Annotated in this window: 17 protein-coding genes and 4 pseudogenes; 11 read left to right on the top strand and 10 right to left on the bottom strand. The window is 28.8% G+C overall.

The features are described from left to right. Together LQ611_RS13300 and LQ611_RS13295 are read right to left on the bottom strand one after the other, a co-directional pair. Positions 1-928: IS256-like element IS256 family transposase (locus LQ611_RS13300; RefSeq protein WP_114365357.1), on the bottom strand; the 928-nt coding region annotated here is incomplete at its 3' end. 681 nt (positions 929-1,609) lie between these two features. Next, the gene (locus LQ611_RS13295; RefSeq protein WP_239709636.1) at positions 1,610-2,854 is read right to left on the bottom strand and encodes an ApeA N-terminal domain 1-containing protein; all 1,245 of its coding nucleotides are present in this window, start codon (positions 2,852-2,854) and stop codon (positions 1,610-1,612) included. Positions 2,855-3,009: 155 nt separating this feature from the next. On the opposite strand from LQ611_RS13295, the gene LQ611_RS13290 reads away from it, so the two are divergent. Together LQ611_RS13290 and LQ611_RS13285 are read left to right on the top strand one after the other, a co-directional pair. Further along, positions 3,010-3,783 carry an HNH endonuclease gene (locus LQ611_RS13290; RefSeq protein ID WP_239709635.1) on the top strand — a complete coding sequence of 258 codons (774 nt, stop codon included), beginning with the start codon at positions 3,010-3,012 and terminating at the stop codon, positions 3,781-3,783. A 124-nt stretch (positions 3,784-3,907) separates the two neighbouring features. After that, positions 3,908-4,438: pseudogene (locus LQ611_RS13285) on the top strand (transposase); the annotation flags it as partial. A gap of 84 nt (positions 4,439-4,522) precedes the next feature. On the opposite strand, the gene LQ611_RS13280 reads toward LQ611_RS13285, so the two are convergent. Then, positions 4,523-4,765 (bottom strand): hypothetical protein, encoded by a 243-nt coding sequence (locus LQ611_RS13280; protein WP_051575480.1) that lies wholly within the window; start codon positions 4,763-4,765, stop codon positions 4,523-4,525. Positions 4,766-4,774: 9 nt separating this feature from the next. After that, a complete protein-coding gene (locus LQ611_RS13275; protein ID WP_204175416.1) occupies positions 4,775-5,566 on the bottom strand; it encodes a ParA family protein in 792 nt (263 codons plus the stop codon). A 448-nt stretch (positions 5,567-6,014) separates the two neighbouring features. Between LQ611_RS13275 and LQ611_RS13270 the strand changes: the two genes are divergently transcribed. The 6 genes from LQ611_RS13270 to LQ611_RS13250 all read left to right on the top strand — a co-directional run bounded on the left by LQ611_RS13270 (position 6,015) and on the right by LQ611_RS13250 (position 8,534). After that, positions 6,015-7,040, top strand: coding sequence for a nuclease (locus tag LQ611_RS13270; RefSeq protein ID WP_159316307.1), 1,026 nt, complete (start codon positions 6,015-6,017; stop codon positions 7,038-7,040). A 50-nt stretch (positions 7,041-7,090) separates the two neighbouring features. Further along, positions 7,091-7,213, top strand: coding sequence for a hypothetical protein (locus tag LQ611_RS14175; protein WP_275583750.1), 123 nt, complete (start codon positions 7,091-7,093; stop codon positions 7,211-7,213). Between the two features lie 148 nt (positions 7,214-7,361). Then, positions 7,362-7,544 (top strand): VraH family peptide resistance protein, encoded by a 183-nt coding sequence (locus tag LQ611_RS13265; RefSeq protein WP_204169117.1) that lies wholly within the window; start codon positions 7,362-7,364, stop codon positions 7,542-7,544. Between the two features lie 74 nt (positions 7,545-7,618). Next, positions 7,619-7,801 (top strand): hypothetical protein, encoded by a 183-nt coding sequence (locus LQ611_RS13260; protein WP_050971104.1) that lies wholly within the window; start codon positions 7,619-7,621, stop codon positions 7,799-7,801. 194 nt (positions 7,802-7,995) lie between these two features. Continuing rightward, positions 7,996-8,163 carry a hypothetical protein gene (locus LQ611_RS13255; RefSeq protein WP_239709634.1) on the top strand — a complete coding sequence of 56 codons (168 nt, stop codon included), beginning with the start codon at positions 7,996-7,998 and terminating at the stop codon, positions 8,161-8,163. Further along, positions 8,160-8,534, top strand: coding sequence for a hypothetical protein (locus tag LQ611_RS13250; protein ID WP_159316309.1), 375 nt, complete (start codon positions 8,160-8,162; stop codon positions 8,532-8,534). Before LQ611_RS13255 ends, LQ611_RS13250 begins: the two co-directional genes overlap by 4 nt. Before the next feature lie 46 nt (positions 8,535-8,580). On the opposite strand, the pseudogene LQ611_RS13245 reads toward LQ611_RS13250, so the two are convergent. Next, a pseudogene (locus LQ611_RS13245) lies at positions 8,581-9,054 on the bottom strand (DinB/UmuC family translesion DNA polymerase); the annotation flags it as partial. A gap of 619 nt (positions 9,055-9,673) precedes the next feature. On the opposite strand from LQ611_RS13245, the pseudogene LQ611_RS13240 reads away from it, so the two are divergent. The 3 genes and pseudogenes from LQ611_RS13240 to LQ611_RS13230 form a co-directional block, all read left to right on the top strand. After that, a pseudogene (locus tag LQ611_RS13240) lies at positions 9,674-9,949 on the top strand (rhodanese-like domain-containing protein); the annotation flags it as partial. A 1,196-nt stretch (positions 9,950-11,145) separates the two neighbouring features. After that, positions 11,146-11,925 carry a hypothetical protein gene (locus LQ611_RS13235; protein WP_239709633.1) on the top strand — a complete coding sequence of 260 codons (780 nt, stop codon included), beginning with the start codon at positions 11,146-11,148 and terminating at the stop codon, positions 11,923-11,925. 109 nt (positions 11,926-12,034) lie between these two features. Beyond that, positions 12,035-12,127 carry a type I toxin-antitoxin system Fst family toxin gene (locus LQ611_RS13230; protein WP_023016171.1) on the top strand — a complete coding sequence of 31 codons (93 nt, stop codon included), beginning with the start codon at positions 12,035-12,037 and terminating at the stop codon, positions 12,125-12,127. Between the two features lie 279 nt (positions 12,128-12,406). Here LQ611_RS13230 and LQ611_RS13225 read toward each other — a convergent pair whose 3' ends face one another. The 5 genes and pseudogenes from LQ611_RS13225 to LQ611_RS13210 form a co-directional block, all read right to left on the bottom strand. Then, positions 12,407-12,958: a recombinase family protein gene (locus LQ611_RS13225; RefSeq protein ID WP_031795062.1), complete on the bottom strand. Its 552-nt coding sequence runs from the start codon at positions 12,956-12,958 to the stop codon at positions 12,407-12,409. Between the two features lie 241 nt (positions 12,959-13,199). Beyond that, positions 13,200-14,576 (bottom strand): tetracycline efflux MFS transporter Tet(L), encoded by a 1,377-nt coding sequence (gene tet(L), locus LQ611_RS13220; RefSeq protein WP_001574277.1) that lies wholly within the window; start codon positions 14,574-14,576, stop codon positions 13,200-13,202. A 33-nt stretch (positions 14,577-14,609) separates the two neighbouring features. Beyond that, positions 14,610-14,672 carry a tetracycline resistance efflux system leader peptide gene (locus LQ611_RS14300; RefSeq protein WP_012779615.1) on the bottom strand — a complete coding sequence of 21 codons (63 nt, stop codon included), beginning with the start codon at positions 14,670-14,672 and terminating at the stop codon, positions 14,610-14,612. Positions 14,673-14,775: 103 nt separating this feature from the next. Then, positions 14,776-14,991, bottom strand: coding sequence for a protein rep (locus LQ611_RS13215; RefSeq protein ID WP_078100993.1), 216 nt, complete (start codon positions 14,989-14,991; stop codon positions 14,776-14,778). A 64-nt stretch (positions 14,992-15,055) separates the two neighbouring features. Beyond that, positions 15,056-15,405 (bottom strand): annotated as a pseudogene (locus tag LQ611_RS13210) (IS6-like element IS257 family transposase); the annotation flags it as partial.

The raw sequence follows: 15,405 nt of genomic DNA, 5'->3' as shown, positions 1-15,405 counted from the left end.
CTTTTGAATATTTTGGTTGATCGATATAATCATGAATCAATCGATTTTTAGCCTCACGCGCTAAGTTAATATCTGTGAACTTAAAAATTCCTTTAACAGCTTCTCTGAAAGATTTTGAATTTTTTTTAGGAATGGTGGTAAAGATATTTCTTAGGAAGTGAACTTGGCATCTTTGCCAACTTACGTTGGTGAAGGATTTTCTAATGGCAGAGACTAATCCTTTGTGCGCATCAGAAATAACAAGTTCCGTACCTTGTAAACCGCGTTCTTTTAGGTATTCAAAAAATGTTGTCCAGGTCTCTTCGCTTTCGCCACTTTGAATCATGAAGCCGATAATTTCACGGTCGCCATCTTTGGTTATTCCAATCGCTATATGACAGCTTTTTGAGAGTACTCGATTTTCTTCTCGTACTTTTATATAGAGTACATCGGTCATTAAGTAAGGATAATTTTTTTCTGATAATAAACGATTCTGCCACTCGTTAACCATAGGTTCTAGCTGTTCTGTTAAGCTAGAAACGAAGGACTTAGAGACGGATTTACCACAAAGTTCTTCCACAATTTTTGATACTTTACGAGTTGAAACGCCTGATACATACATTTCCAACATTGAAGCCATGAGGGCTTTTTCGTTTCGTTGATAACGTTCAAACACTGTGGGTGAAAAATGGCCATCACGTGTTCTGGGTACTTTTAATTCTAGCGTGCCTACACGTGTCGTAAAGCTGCGCTCATAATAGCCATTTCGTTGACTTTGTCGGTTTTCTGTTCGTTCATATTCTTTTGCTTGAATATATTCTGTTCGTTGATTTTCCATTAGTTGATTAAATACCGTTGTTAAAATATTTTTAGAAACGTCATCCTTTACAGAATATTCAATAATGCTTTGAATCTCTTCGCTTTTCAGTGTAAAATGTACTTGGGTCATGTAAAAGTCCTCCTGGGTATGTTTTTGTCGTTAAAAACATTGTACCGTAAAAGGACTGTTATATGGCCTTTTTACTTTTACACAATTATACGGACTTTATCTACATGAAATAGTTATTTTTCCGAATTTCATATTTAATCATCTCCTCACTTTACTTTTAGTATTTTGAAAGTATGTACTTAAACATCAAAAAAAAACTATGTATTAACTATTATGCTTGTTTTTGTGACGATGTTTATTTGAAAAAGCTAATATTAAGTGATAGAAAATATAGACAACGACGCCTATTAGAATAATTGTTGTAACAGGGTTTAAAGGCTGATTGTTAAACAAAGCATTGTAGATAAGATTTAGAGAATATACGAATCCTACAAAACTTAATAAAGTTATTAAGATATTTTTAATAGAATCACCACCAAAAAAGCCTTAACGCAAAGTAAAACGTTAGGGTGTTATATAACTCAAAAACAACCAACAATACTCAAAACACGTTCAAAGTAAATACACAGTGAAAAAGGTAAAAGTATTGCCTATCAATATTATAACATTTAAAAATTGATAAACAATTTCTTGTTATAAAGATAACTTGTACGGAAGAGGATATACCCTATTATATTTAGACCTTGACGTATAACGGCATGGCTTTTTATGTTGTTAGACAGTTAAATAAATATAGAAATATTAAAGAATACTATATTGTGGGTGCGTTTTTTTCAATAAATCCACTATATCTTTAGAATCAATCCCTATAGCATTTAAAACATAGGCTTTGTGAAGTTGAACTGTATAGTTAAAAATATTAATGTCACTATCTGGATAAGAAACTAATTCTTTATCATAATAGTGAGAATGATAGTGACGGAATTCTTTTAAATAATTATGAATTTCAGGATTATAATCGAAAGTTGACTTAAGATGTTCTTGTAAATGGGTGTCTAAAGATTCAAACATATTTTTATACCTTTTAATTAAAGTCATATCGCGTTTTTTTGATATTGCTCTATGAATACCTTCGTTGATTCTCAGCATATCAGCTGTATCGTTTATTACAAACTTTTTAGTATACATAACTTTAATGAAATTAAAGAAGAGGATATCAATATCATTTTGATTTTTATGGAAATATTCATATATATAAGTGAAATTTCTTTTTATAAAGTCACTTAAATAAGGTAAGTTTATTTTTCTATGGTATTCTTTAAAATTATAAGGTAATGAAATAAAACAAATATAATGATCGTCACCATTCATTAAATTTATTTTATAAATTTTGTGTTTTTCATTAGTTATAAAGCTAAATATATATGGTAACTTAGTTACTTCGCTCATAATTTCTTTTAAAGTAGTCTTATTAAAATAGGATATTTCGAGATTATTATAATATTTAAAATTTATTTCTCTGTAACTAGAAATTTCTGTCTGCCATAGGAATGTGTTATAAGATAATTCTAAATCATCTAATTTTAATAACTCTTTATTAGATGTTTTATCAACAACTACATCATAAAAACTTCTATCTGGTTCATGTTTTGTTTTGTAAGTAAATGGAGAATCATTTATCAAATGTTTTAAATTACTAAAATTTAGAGTAAAACCAGTAAATGTATCTGGTAATTCTTTGTGATTTGTTGAACAATAAAACTCAAGAAAAACATATTCTTTTTGGGAAAAGCCAGAGGTATGTTGTTTCCAGTTTGAAACAACGCCTTTCTTTAATATTAAAGTTTCCCCTTCTTCTGTCTTAAATAAAAGTGAGTCTATAGAATCTTCAAAGGTGTCGAGTTTCCCATAATCTAAAACAGTAATAAGTAGTTTAAAATTTTCTCCATCACTTTCGAAAACACATTGATAGTCTGTTTCGTCATATTGAATAAATCCAGTCACTTTAAAAGGATCAAAAATGTTTAAATATTTTATTTTAGTCATAGCTACCACCTTTTCTTAAGAATAAAGTATAGTTTAGATATATAATAACAATGTTAGGTAATAATACATAGTTATAACAGTTTGTAAGTAAGAATTATGATTTGATTTAAAGGTATCAAAAATGTGAAAAGGACAAAATTATTAGGAGGGAAATTGTGAGTAATTATATAAGTGATAAAGTAAAAAAGGCGTTGTTTGCACAATCAATGAATTGTTGTGAGTTTCCAGAGTGCAATGAGCCCATCGTAGATAAAAAAGGAATTGTTAAAGGAGAAATATGTCATATTGAAGGATCTAGAGGTCCGAGATTTAACGAAAGTTTAAGTAATGAACAAATAAATTCAATAGATAATTTAATACTTTTATGCCCTAATCATCATACTGAAATAGATAAAGATGTCGAGAATTATACAGTAGAAAAAATAAAAAATTGGAAGAATGGAAATCAAAAACAGTATTTAAAATCTATAGAAAATTTATCACTAAAAGAGACTTTAATTGATAGAACAGAATCACAATCTATAGAGCAATATACTAATCTTAACAAATTTAAGGACACATTTAGGCACGAAGATTATATTATAGAAGATATTAAAAAAGATATAGATCAATTTTCTCATGAGTTAGAAGACTTAACAAAAGAAACTAGAAAACTGTACGTAAATTTAATCAAAAAATCTGATGAAAACAGAGAAATAACTATCAGAAAATTAGAGGATGATTATAACTCTAAAGATATATTGCATGACAAAATTAAAATTTTAAGAGATACAAATTTATTATATGTAGAAACTGAAGATTATGAAAAAGGGAACTATATAGTTTTAAATGGGGATCTTCTTCATGAGTTAAAAGTAATGTATGAACAAAATAAATTAAACTTGGAGAAATTAATAGTGGATTTAGATTTCAGTGAATTAGACTCTTAGGCTAAAAATAATGCGCCCCCCAAATCCTGAACATGTTGAGAGGGAGTGTAAAATAAACTGTGTAAGTAGAGAACGTACGACTCTACTTCACAGTTTATTTTTTATATAATCTAGCGCGCTATCGCTTACTATGGATGGTGTTTCTGGCTTAGAATCCGGAGTTAAGGCTACTTTTCCTAAAACAATTGTTCAAAGATGTATTGTACATTTAGTTAGAAATTCTATTAAGTACGTACCAAGTAAAGACTATAAATCTTTTACTTCTTCATTAAGAAAGGTTTATAGGGCAACATCACTTAAAGCTTGTCATACTGCTTTTGAAGCATTTAAACAACAATGGTCTCAATATCCTGGTGCGGTTGATGTTTGGAAACGCAACTTCAATCACGTTGAACAGCTGTTTGATTATGGTAGTAATATTCGTAAAATCATGTATACAACTAACGCGGTAGAAAGTATTCATTCTAGTTACCGAAAGGTTACAAAAAAAGGTGCATTCCCAAATGAGAATGCACTCTTAAAATTACTCTTTATTCGAACGAAAGAACTTCAAAAGAAATGGTCCACTGGTTACATTCCAAACTGGTCTATGGTTATGAACCAGCTTCTTTTACATGATCAAATTAAGGATAGAGTTATTAAGTATCTTGAATAACTTACACACTTAGTTTGACAAAGCCTGTTCTTATGATACTCCTTTTATTTTTTTAATTAATTATTAAGTAATCTATCATCTCTACTAATAATTATTTTTCTCTAAAAACTCATTTAAAACTTTATCTGATATTGATTTTATAGAAGTATCTTTATCTAATGCCATCTGACTCAACCTTTTTTTGATTATCGTATCAACTCTCATAGTTGAACTTTTAGCAACCGGTTTATAATTTTCTGTATACTTAACTGCTGAAGTGTCTATATCATCCAAAAAACCCTTTTTCTTTTGTTCTTCAAATTTTATATCATCTAAAAATCCTGACATTATGATCACCTATCCTTCTATTACTTCTATTCTTTCTACTAATTCTTTATATATCGCTTCTAACATATGCAATACTCTTTTATCGTGCGTATCTTTATCCCTAATACCTTCTGCACCAAACTTCTTAATTCGTTCTCTTTGAAATATTTGATTTTTAAATAAAGCGTTTGAAAAAGTTTTTTTAGATATTTCTAATATCTGTTCATCAATATTACCGTTCTTCTTAATTAATACTGGAATTGCACCTATTAATTCAAATGGCAAATTTGATTCCTTTTTTCTATCTCGTAAAAAGTTAACAAACGATAAACTACTCTCATACGCTGATTGTTGCGTCTGGAATACCATAGCAATATAGTCACTTGCATACACAGCATTATTTGTGAAATCAGAATTTATTGTTGGTGGTACATCTATAAAGATGTAGTCAAAACTATAATCTTTTTTAATTTGATCAATAACTGATTTAAGAATATATCTTTTTTTAACAATATCTGTTTTTGCAATAATATCTGACAAATTAGCTAGTGAAGAATCTGCAGGTATTAATGATAATTTAGTTGATAAGTTTATAATACTATCTTCTAGCTCTCCAGTTTTAAGGGCATCTATAAATGATTGTTTCTCATCTATAGCTTCTGAATATGTTCTTTTCATAATTTGAGTAGCATTGCCTTGGGGATCAAAATCGACTAGTAAAACCTTTTTGTCATATCTCTCAGAAGCAATATATGATAATAAAGTTGATACAGTAGTTTTACCTACTCCCCCTTTGAAATTACCAATAGTTATAACTGACATACATTACACTCCTTAGTATTATAATATACTCATTATAACAGTAACTTGTGACATGTCACAAGTTACTGTTATAATTTCACGAATTAAAATGATATTATTCGTAATTATTCATCTTTTTAAAATCAATTTTATAAATTATTTTAAGTTTCTCATAAAAACAAATCACATGTTACATGTAACATGTGATTTGTTTTTATTTTTTTGTTACATTATTTATTGTTTATACTCTTTTAGTTTGTTATTCTTATAAATATACAAAAAACATTCAGTTGTTGGTAGCAACTGAATGTTTTCAAAGGTAATAAAACGCAACTAAACGTTTTAATATACATATAATAATATTATTATAACCGTAAACAATATATGTCGCAACTACACATATTTAATAATTTTATTGTAAACGTTTTATTACCTCTAACCAAACTAAAAAGGAAAGAGGTTTTTTACTATGTCAAAAACAACAACATCTTATAGAAACGTTCGAAAATCAAAATTTACACAAATATCAAATGATTTATTAAATGATGAACAACTTACATTAGAATCAAAAGCATTATTATCTATTTTCTTATCTAATTCAGATGATTGGGACCTTCATATGTCTGAAATTATTAAACGATCTAAGAACGGTCGTGATGCTCATTATTCTGCACTAAAAAAATTAATTAAAGCTGGTTACATTGCTAGATTAGAATTTAAACAAAATTCTAATAATCAATTCTTAAAGCTTGAATATATTTTTAGTGACAACAAAGAAGACATTGATGAAGGTATAAAAGAGGCACAAATTTTCGCAATAGAAAATGACCAATCAATTATATTAACTTATAAAAATATAGACTGTCAAAAGCTAGAAAGTTCTCTGGAAAATAAAGAGCAAAGTGATGTAGAAAAGCCGTTTCCTGAAAATCCGTATACGGCTAATCCGAATACGGAAAGTGCGTATACAGAAAGTCAGGACATTAATAATACTAATAGCAATAATACTAATAATAACAATACTAATAGTAATAATAATGGTCTGAATGGAATGAGTGGTAATAATATAGATAGTATGTCTGAAATGAATGACCATTCACTCCATTCAAACCATGAAAATGATAATCATTTAATTGATGAACAATCTCATTTATTAAAACCCTTACCTAAAGATCTACAAGAATTCATTAAAAGTAGATATATATTAGCTGATAGCATAAGTATTATAAATAAAATTATGCAAGCTAAAAGCGAAGCAGCTAATAGACGAGGTGATCGTTTATTCTTTATGTTCGAAGAAAACCCCTTCTTATCGGAAAAAATCATTGATATCTTAATAACTGTCAATCGAGAAATGAAGAAGAAACGCGAATCAGTTCAAGCACTGTTAGGCTATTACTATAATTCATTAGTGAATGGTTTAGAAGAATTTCATTTTACAGAGCAAGCAAGAAAAACACTACAAAATAAAGAAAATCCATTTCTAGATAACTAAACGATTATATAAAGATCGTTTAGTTATACTTCTTAAATATATTGGTAAGTTTGATACAAAAAAGTATTAAACATATAGAAGGATCAGCAGAAGGTGTATTAAAAATGGATGGGGATAAAGCTTCTATCACAACTGAATTAAACGGTGAAATGACTTTTGAAAGAAAAAACTAATGATTTGAATTAAACATAAATTCACTTAGTGGCGTAAATGGTCTTTTAAAGGCCATTTAACGTTTCTTTCTAAATTAGGATGTTTAACATCAAAGGCTAATAAAAAGAACATTCTATGCCCTTCTATGCTTATGTGATGTGCTAATCATTGAATAAAAAATGGGGGTGGGAAGATTTGATTTACTTAATTTTTATGATTGTTATAGCAAGTATATTTACTACGCCTTTATTCGGTATTCCAATTGGAATCATAGTTTATTTTTTATTTTTTAATATAAGTGATGAAACTAAAGAAGAGTCAAAGAAATATGATTTGAAAAAGAAAAAATAGACCACGCATTTATGCCGAGAAAACTTTTTGAAAAAGAAAATTGGAATAAATCTAATATATTAAGGAGAAAATAAATGGAAGCCTTATTTATTATTTTAATCATAATTTTGTTATCTATAGGTATAGGAGTGTTTTTTAATAATTTGATAAATCCTGTAGATAAACGTGTATCTTTTAAAAAAATAGTTATTGTTGGTATTTTTTTAGGGATTGTTATTGGTTTATTTTTTTATTGGCAACAAATAATAAGTTTTTAAATGCGTTTGTTCTGTGTTTTTTCTTATCTTGATTTGTTATACCAGTATTTATAGTGCTATATGATCGTAAGGATAATAAAAAATATGTTGCATACAAACATACTATATACTGTATGTTTGTATGCGATGTGTTGAAATGTCGTAAATAAACGCTTGGTATAATAAATGAAAACGAACTAAGGAGGTTGGATACTATGCTAGAGAATAATAGATTAAGTGATATTGATATTAAAAACGATTCTGAAAAAGATAATGATATGGTATATCTTAAAAATAAAGAAGTTGAAATCAATCGATTAATAGGTTTAGGATGCAAGGATATTGAAGATATAGGATTAACGGAAGTCAGAGTATATACATGAAATTTATTATAAAACATATCATGCTTATAAGAATCCTGTCATTTATACCTTTTGTGATAGTAGGTATGCTGATACCTGTTACTGACTATTTTATGCTTTCTTTCATAGCTTTTATTTTTATATTTGGTAGTTTTCAAGTTTTTTTAACAATACTTGAAAATAAATATAAAGCCATTAATCAACATATATTTAAACGAAATGTAGTCATAAGAATCATACATTTTGTCATTATATCCATATTTGCCTGCACTATATTTGCTTTAACGGATATGTATAATAATCCAATGATTGTTTTACCGTTTATTCTATTGACAGGTTTAACAGGGGGATATATAGATCATCTTGATAAGAAAAATACAAAAATATTATAACATCTAATTGAATGATTGAAATATATTTATGTTCTAGATTAATCTACTATGCTTTGTGACCACTGATTAAATTTTTTCTTGATATGACCGTTCCTTCTTCAGTTAGACTAGATCCTCTCATGACAATGTTTTTACCGTATTTATACCTGATTACATCTAATTGATTTTCTATGATTTCTGTTTTGATTTTTAAAGGATCATCGAATAATGACAGTTGTTTAATCTGATTAGGAATGAATTTGCCGAATGATATACCAATTGTTCGGTATAATTCCTCACTCTCTAATCGGTTTGATAAATAGCCCCAAAGCACATTAATAATTTCATACGTGTTTTGATAGCCTGCTTTGTTAGTAAATTGTTTTCTTACGCCACCACTGTCTGCATAACCAACATTAATACTTATTCTTGTCGGATATAAAGAATGATTTCTAACTCGATAGTAAACTTCTTCTACCTGCTCTATTAAAACAGTCTTTAATTCATGCATTTTATAATCACGCATAAGTATTTGAGATTTACCAAAAGATTTAGCTTGGGCTTTATTTTAGCTAGTATATAATTTTTCACGTTCACAAATCACATGTTACATGTGATTTGTGAACGTGAAAGCTTTGATGTCTTTGTCTTAATTTTCTTCTTCACTTGGGCTTCCCCCAAAATCAATTTCAACTTCGTCATATGATTCATCATTTAAATAAAGATCTTGAATTTCTTCTTTTAATATCTTCTCATCTCTCAAGATTAAAAACTCCAATTATAAAATTAATACATTTATGCTAAATCAAATAATCACAAATCACAAGTTACATGTGATTTGTGATTATTATTTATGATGTTATTGTCTTATGAAATAATATGATGATACCTCCTTCAAAATTGTCTGAGAAAATAGGTAGTAGGAAATCTACTATTACGAGAGTTTTAAAGGTTTAGAAAAAATGGGTTAGTTAAAAGAGTAGCTTTATCTAATGATAAGAGAAAAATTTATGTTCAATTAACTGATCTTGGTTTAATGAAATTAAAAGAATTTTTACCTTATAACTATCAAATTGTTTCAAAAGTTTTTAATGAAGAAGCAAAACAAGAACTTTATATATTAGCAAATAAACTTAAAAATAATTTAGAAAGGATGATCTATTTTAAATAAAGTAGAATTTTTAGAAACATTTTTAAGTCTTTATATTAATCATCATGAAGTTCTTAAAGATATAGAAAATGGAACAAGTAAGTATGTATTTATCGAAGTTAGAAATGCACCTAAAAGTGTTAAAAAAGATAGGAACAAGAATTCTGTTAAAATACCTGCTAAAGATTTAAAAGATCATTTATCTAATTTAAACAAAGATAAGATATATGTGATTTATGATTGGACTGGTAGAACTATGTTAGGTAAGACAGCTTTATTAGAATTTTAAAAACATGAATTTGAATCGTATGAATTAGTTCGAGCTTTAGAAGATGCAGTATAACTTTATTTTTTTAAATGATTTTCATTGCTTGGATATTAATAGCAATTTAATTATGACAAGAATATTAAAATTTTTAGGATAAAAAGTCATTATTTGTTTTTAATGGTGAAATAATATCTGTGTAAAAAACCTGATTAACATTTTTATATATTACAAATTGAACAGGAAATGAATTGGGGAAGAGTAAATTTTAAACTTGAATTTCTGATAAAAGATATACAAATGATTTTGAAAAATCATGGATATAGACTTTGTATTTTAAAGATTCAATTTGTGAATGAGGGATAATTAATTTGTGCTTTCAAATTATTAATGATTATTTTTAAATTAAATTGATCCAATAAATCATAAAACAAAAAATGAAATGGGGAATTATTATTAGAAAAAATTATAGCTAAAGTTACTCGTTGTGCAATATTTTCTTTAGAGTTATTGAAGGATTACTTTATTAATAGATTCTTAAACGCCGTGGAATAATTTTAAAATATTAAAAATTAATCACTTTAATATATGGTTTAAATGAGACGAATCAAATTAATTTTTATACTGATTCATTCTAATTATATTAGGTTATCTTCTCTTATAACTTCTTTTGAGATTCTAACCTAAGAGCATAAGGGGATACAATGCCACTAGCGTGTCACTCAGCATAGCTGAGGTATCTAGCCCGTTACAAACGGTCTTATGCTCAAAAGTAAATGTCTTATAAAGCCTATTATATCAATGGTTTACGAGATTACAAAATTTAACAAAAAACAAATGTGCATTTTTACATTTTTTGTGCAGCGGCATTGAGTGAACTTGTATCTAAATTCTTTACAAGCCTATTAAATCAACGTTTATACGTTTATAAATTCTTTTAAATTCTAAAAAAAGCCTTATAAATTCTTTTTTTTGCGTTGATTAAACAAAAAATAAACCACCAATCATAATAGATCAGTGTTTTATTTTGATACTAATTATTGAATATTCTTCTTAATAATTCACCATCATGTGTTTCTGCTTTTAATGTTGCAATTAGTCCGTTTATTATCGAAAATTATACATATATATAGTGAAATATAATAGTTATGTATTAATTTTTTTATTGGAGGAATTATCATGGAGTTTTTAGAGTTATTTACTCGGGATTTATTATTTTGGCAAATTTTAATCGTTGTGTTTGGATCGATAGTAATAAAAAAATCTCATTTCCAAAGTTACACCATGTTGAAATGAATCAAAAAAGTACTAAAGCTTTATCAATTCTTTCAAATTTTTTTATATTTATAATGGTTTCAATCATGATTTGCATGTTAATTCTTTTAACATTATCTGAAGTAATTACTCAAATTAGTATAAAAGAAATGAAAGAACATCAGCAAACTTTTTATGGATACTTAATATTTTTATTTATGTATTCTATGTATTTCGCACTGTTACTTTCACCCATTTGGATTAAGAAAATGAAATTTTTTCTTTTAGAGTTAATTAATAAAGATGGAGAAAAAAAGTATTTTAAACTTTCAAAGCGATTGAATTATAACGGAATTGATAATTTAATTTATGAAGATGAAGATGGAAAAATATACGAGGAAACAGTAGAAGATATAAAAAGTAGGGAAGGTAGGTTGGTATTTATACCAAAATACAAATGGGTTTTTGATATCAGCACAAATAATTTTAAAGAATTCGAAATACTTCCTTTAATCTGGAGAAGAGTAATTTATAGTGTATTATTTTTATTAGCTATCTATATTTTATGGTTATCTATAGCTTCAATATTTACACTTTGGTCTACCAATTTAGAGATATCATTAATAAAATTTAAATTATTAATGACATGTCCTTCTATATTATTCACTACATACATTATAGTAGGTGGTTATAAATTATATTCATTATGGTTTGGTAGAAGGAAAATACCGTATAGAAAATAACATAATTCAACTTATCGGAAGTGCATATGCTTTAAAAGACACAGATGATATAATAATGGAGTCGCCTTAACTTCCATAGGCGAAATTACTATGGAAGGAGGTGAGACCTATGGCAATTCTCTTTGTTAGTATAATTGCACCTGTGATTTCAGGATGCATTGTTGCGATTTTCACGTTTTGGCTAAACAATCGTAACAAGTAATAAGGCGACATAGCTGCACCAAAAAATCCCCTCACTACCGGAAATAGTGAGGGGATTGGTGTACCTATGGAACTCTCTTTGTTAAATACAGTATAACATCATATAGGGTAGGAATGCAAAAGAGTATTTATTATTAATTAAAAAATATAAAGTTATATAGTTTGAAAATTAACGGTGGTTTTTCTATTCCAAATTTATTTAAGTTATTCATCATTTTAATAAACTTAGAGTATTTATAAAACCTCCATGATAACCAAATTAACAGAACCATATAGTTAACTAAGATTCTTTAATTACTCTATAAACAGTAGAACGACTTACACCTGTCTTCTTTGCGATATCTTCACCAGTCCATTTTTGTTCATCATATAAGAACTTTATTTCTCTTTTCTTGTGGTCAGGTAATGAAGGCCGACCACCTTTGCGTCCTCTTGCTCTTGCAGCTGCTAGTCCTTTTTTTGTACGTTCACTTAATAAGTTAGCTTCAAGTTCCGCAAATGCACTCATCATGGTAAAGAACATTTTTCCCATCGCATCTTTGGTCGATACGTTCATATCAATAATATGTAAATCGATGTTATTTTCGTCCAACCATTGAGAAAGTTCGATGAGTTGTTTCGTTGTACGACCAAGACGATCGAGTTTGTAAATAACCAACACATCGCCTTCACGTAAATAATCTAAACATTTATCAAGTTCCGTTCTTTTTGTTTTACGTCCACTAGCTTTCTCACTAAAGATACGTTCACAACCATATTCTTCAAGTGTATCTATTTGTCCGTCTAAACTTTGATCTTGTGTTGATACACGTGCATAACCAATTTTAGCCATTTGAATACCACCTCTTTTAATCGTTTTATAGGTACTTACTAATGAAATCTCGTTCTCGATGCAAATAAACACTACTCCCATCGTCTAAAAACTCGTGTTTTTTGACATTTATGACACATTGATTATAACACAAGTTTAGAAACTGAAGTATGTAAGAAAAACCTCCTAATTCTGTAGTAGGAGGTTTTGTCTCAAAAACGATCAATTTTGAACTCTCTCCCAAAGTTGATCCCTTAACGATTTAGAAATCCCTTTGAGAATGTTTATATACATTCAAGGTAACCAGCCAACTAATGACAATGATTCCTGAAAAAAGTAATAACAAATTACTATACAGATAAGTTGACTGATCAACTTCCATAGGTAACAACCTTTGATCAAGTAAGGGTATGGATAATAAACCACCTACAATTGCAATACCTGTTCCCTCTGATAAAAAGCTGGTAAAGTTAAGCAAACTCATTCCAGCACCAGCTTCCTGCTGTTTCAAGCTACTTGAAACAATTGTTGATATAACTGTTTTGGTGAACGAAAGCCCACCTAAAACAAATACGATTATAATTGTCATGAACCATGATGTTGTTTCTAAAAGAAAGGAAGCAGTTAAAAAGCTAACAGAAAGAAATGTAACTCCGATGTTTAACACGTATAAAGGACCTCTTCTATCAACAAGTATCCCACCAATGTAGCCGAAAATAATGACACTCATTGTTCCAGGGAAAATAATTACACTTCCGATTTCGGCAGTACTTAGCTGGTGAACATCTTTCATCATATAAGGAACCATAGAGACAAACCCTGCTACTGTTCCAAATATAATTCCCCCACAAAGAACTCCAATCATAAAAGGTATATTTTTCCCTAATCCGGGATCAACAAAAGGATCTGTTACTTTCCTGATATGTTTTACAAATATCAGGAATGACAGCACGCTAACGATAAGAAAAGAAATGCTATATGATGTTGTAAACAACATAAAAAATACAATGCCTACAGACATTAGTATAATTCCTTTGATATCAAAATGACCTTTTATCCTTACTTCTTTCTTTAATAATTTCATAAGAAACGGAACAGTGATAATTGTTATCATAGGAATGAGTAGAAGATAGGACCAATGAATATAATGGGCTATCATTCCACCAATCGCTGGACCGACTCCTTCTCCCATGGCTACTATCGATCCAATAAGACCAAATGCTTTACCCCTATTTTCCTTTGGAATATAGCGCGCAACTACAACCATTACGAGTGCTGGAAATGCAGCTGCACCAGCCCCTTGAATAAAACGAGCCATAATAAGTAAGGAAAAGAAAGAATGGCCAACAAACCCAATTACCGACCCGAAACAATTTATTATAATTCCAAATAGGAGTAACCTTTTGATGCCTAATTGATCAGATAGCTTTCCATATACAGCTGTTCCAATGGAAAAGGTTAACATAAAGGCTGTGTTCACCCAGTTTGTACTCGCAGGTGGTTTATTAAAATCATTTGCAATATCAGGTAATGAGACGTTCAAAACCATTTCATTTAATACGCTAAAAAAAGATAAAATGCAAAGCCAAATTAAAATTTGGTTGTGTCGTAAATTCGATTGTGAATAGGATGTATTCACATTTCACCCTCCAATAATGAGGGCAGACGTAGTTTATAGGGTTAATGATACGCTTCCCTCTTTTAATTGAACCCTGTTACATTCATTACACTTCATAATTAATTCCTCCTAAACTTGATTAAAACATTTTACCACATATAAACTAAGTTTTAAATTCAGTATTTCATCACTTATACAACAATATGGCCCGTTTGTTGAACTACTCTTTAATAAAATAATTTTTCCGTTCCCAATTCCACATTGCAATAATAGAAAATCCATCTTCATCGGCTTTTTCGTCATCATCTGTATGAATCAAATCGCCTTCTTCTGTGTCATCAAGGTTTAATTTTTTATGTATTTCTTTTAACAAACCACCATAGGAGATTAACCTTTTACGGTGTAAACCTTCCTCCAAATCAGACAAACGTTTCAAATTCTGGTTCTGTTGCAAAGTAAAAAAATATAGCTAACCACTAATTTATCATGTCAGTGTTCGCTTAACTTGCTAGCATGATGCTAATTTCATGGCATGGCGAAAATCCGTAGATCTGAAGAGACCTGCGGTTCTTTTTATATAGAGCGTAAATACATTCAATACCTTTTAAAGTATTCTTTGCTGTATTGGTACTTTGATACCTTGTCTTTCTTACTTTAATATGACGGTGATCTTGCTCAATGAGGTTATTTAGATATTTCGATGTACAATGACAGTCAGGTTTAAGTTTAAAAGCTTTAATTACTTTAGTCATTGCTACCTTCGTTGAAGGTGCCTGATCTGTAATTACCTTTTGAGGTTTACCAAATTGTTTAATGAGACGTTTGATAAACGCATATGCTGAATGATTAT

The organism is Mammaliicoccus sp. L-M44, from assembly GCF_022386355.1.
Taxonomy (GTDB): Bacteria; Bacillota; Bacilli; order Staphylococcales; family Staphylococcaceae; genus Mammaliicoccus; species Mammaliicoccus sciuri_A.
This window is presented reverse-complemented; position numbering and strand designations above follow the sequence as displayed.

Coding starts and splice junctions, on each gene's coding strand:
- LQ611_RS13295 (WP_239709636.1), bottom strand. CDS start 2,854: ATGACTAAAATAAAATATTTAAACATTTTTGATCCTTTTAAAGTGACT.
- LQ611_RS13250 (WP_159316309.1), top strand. CDS start 8,160: ATGAAATTTATTATAAAACATATCATGCTTATAAGAATCCTGTCATTT.
- LQ611_RS13260 (WP_050971104.1), top strand. CDS start 7,619: ATGGAAGCCTTATTTATTATTTTAATCATAATTTTGTTATCTATAGGT.
- LQ611_RS13275 (WP_204175416.1), bottom strand. CDS start 5,566: ATGTCAGTTATAACTATTGGTAATTTCAAAGGGGGAGTAGGTAAAACT.
- LQ611_RS13270 (WP_159316307.1), top strand. CDS start 6,015: ATGTCAAAAACAACAACATCTTATAGAAACGTTCGAAAATCAAAATTT.
- LQ611_RS13225 (WP_031795062.1), bottom strand. CDS start 12,958: ATGGCTAAAATTGGTTATGCACGTGTATCAACACAAGATCAAAGTTTA.
- LQ611_RS13255 (WP_239709634.1), top strand. CDS start 7,996: ATGCTAGAGAATAATAGATTAAGTGATATTGATATTAAAAACGATTCT.
- LQ611_RS13280 (WP_051575480.1), bottom strand. CDS start 4,765: ATGTCAGGATTTTTAGATGATATAAAATTTGAAGAACAAAAGAAAAAG.
- LQ611_RS13230 (WP_023016171.1), top strand. CDS start 12,035: ATGGCAATTCTCTTTGTTAGTATAATTGCACCTGTGATTTCAGGATGC.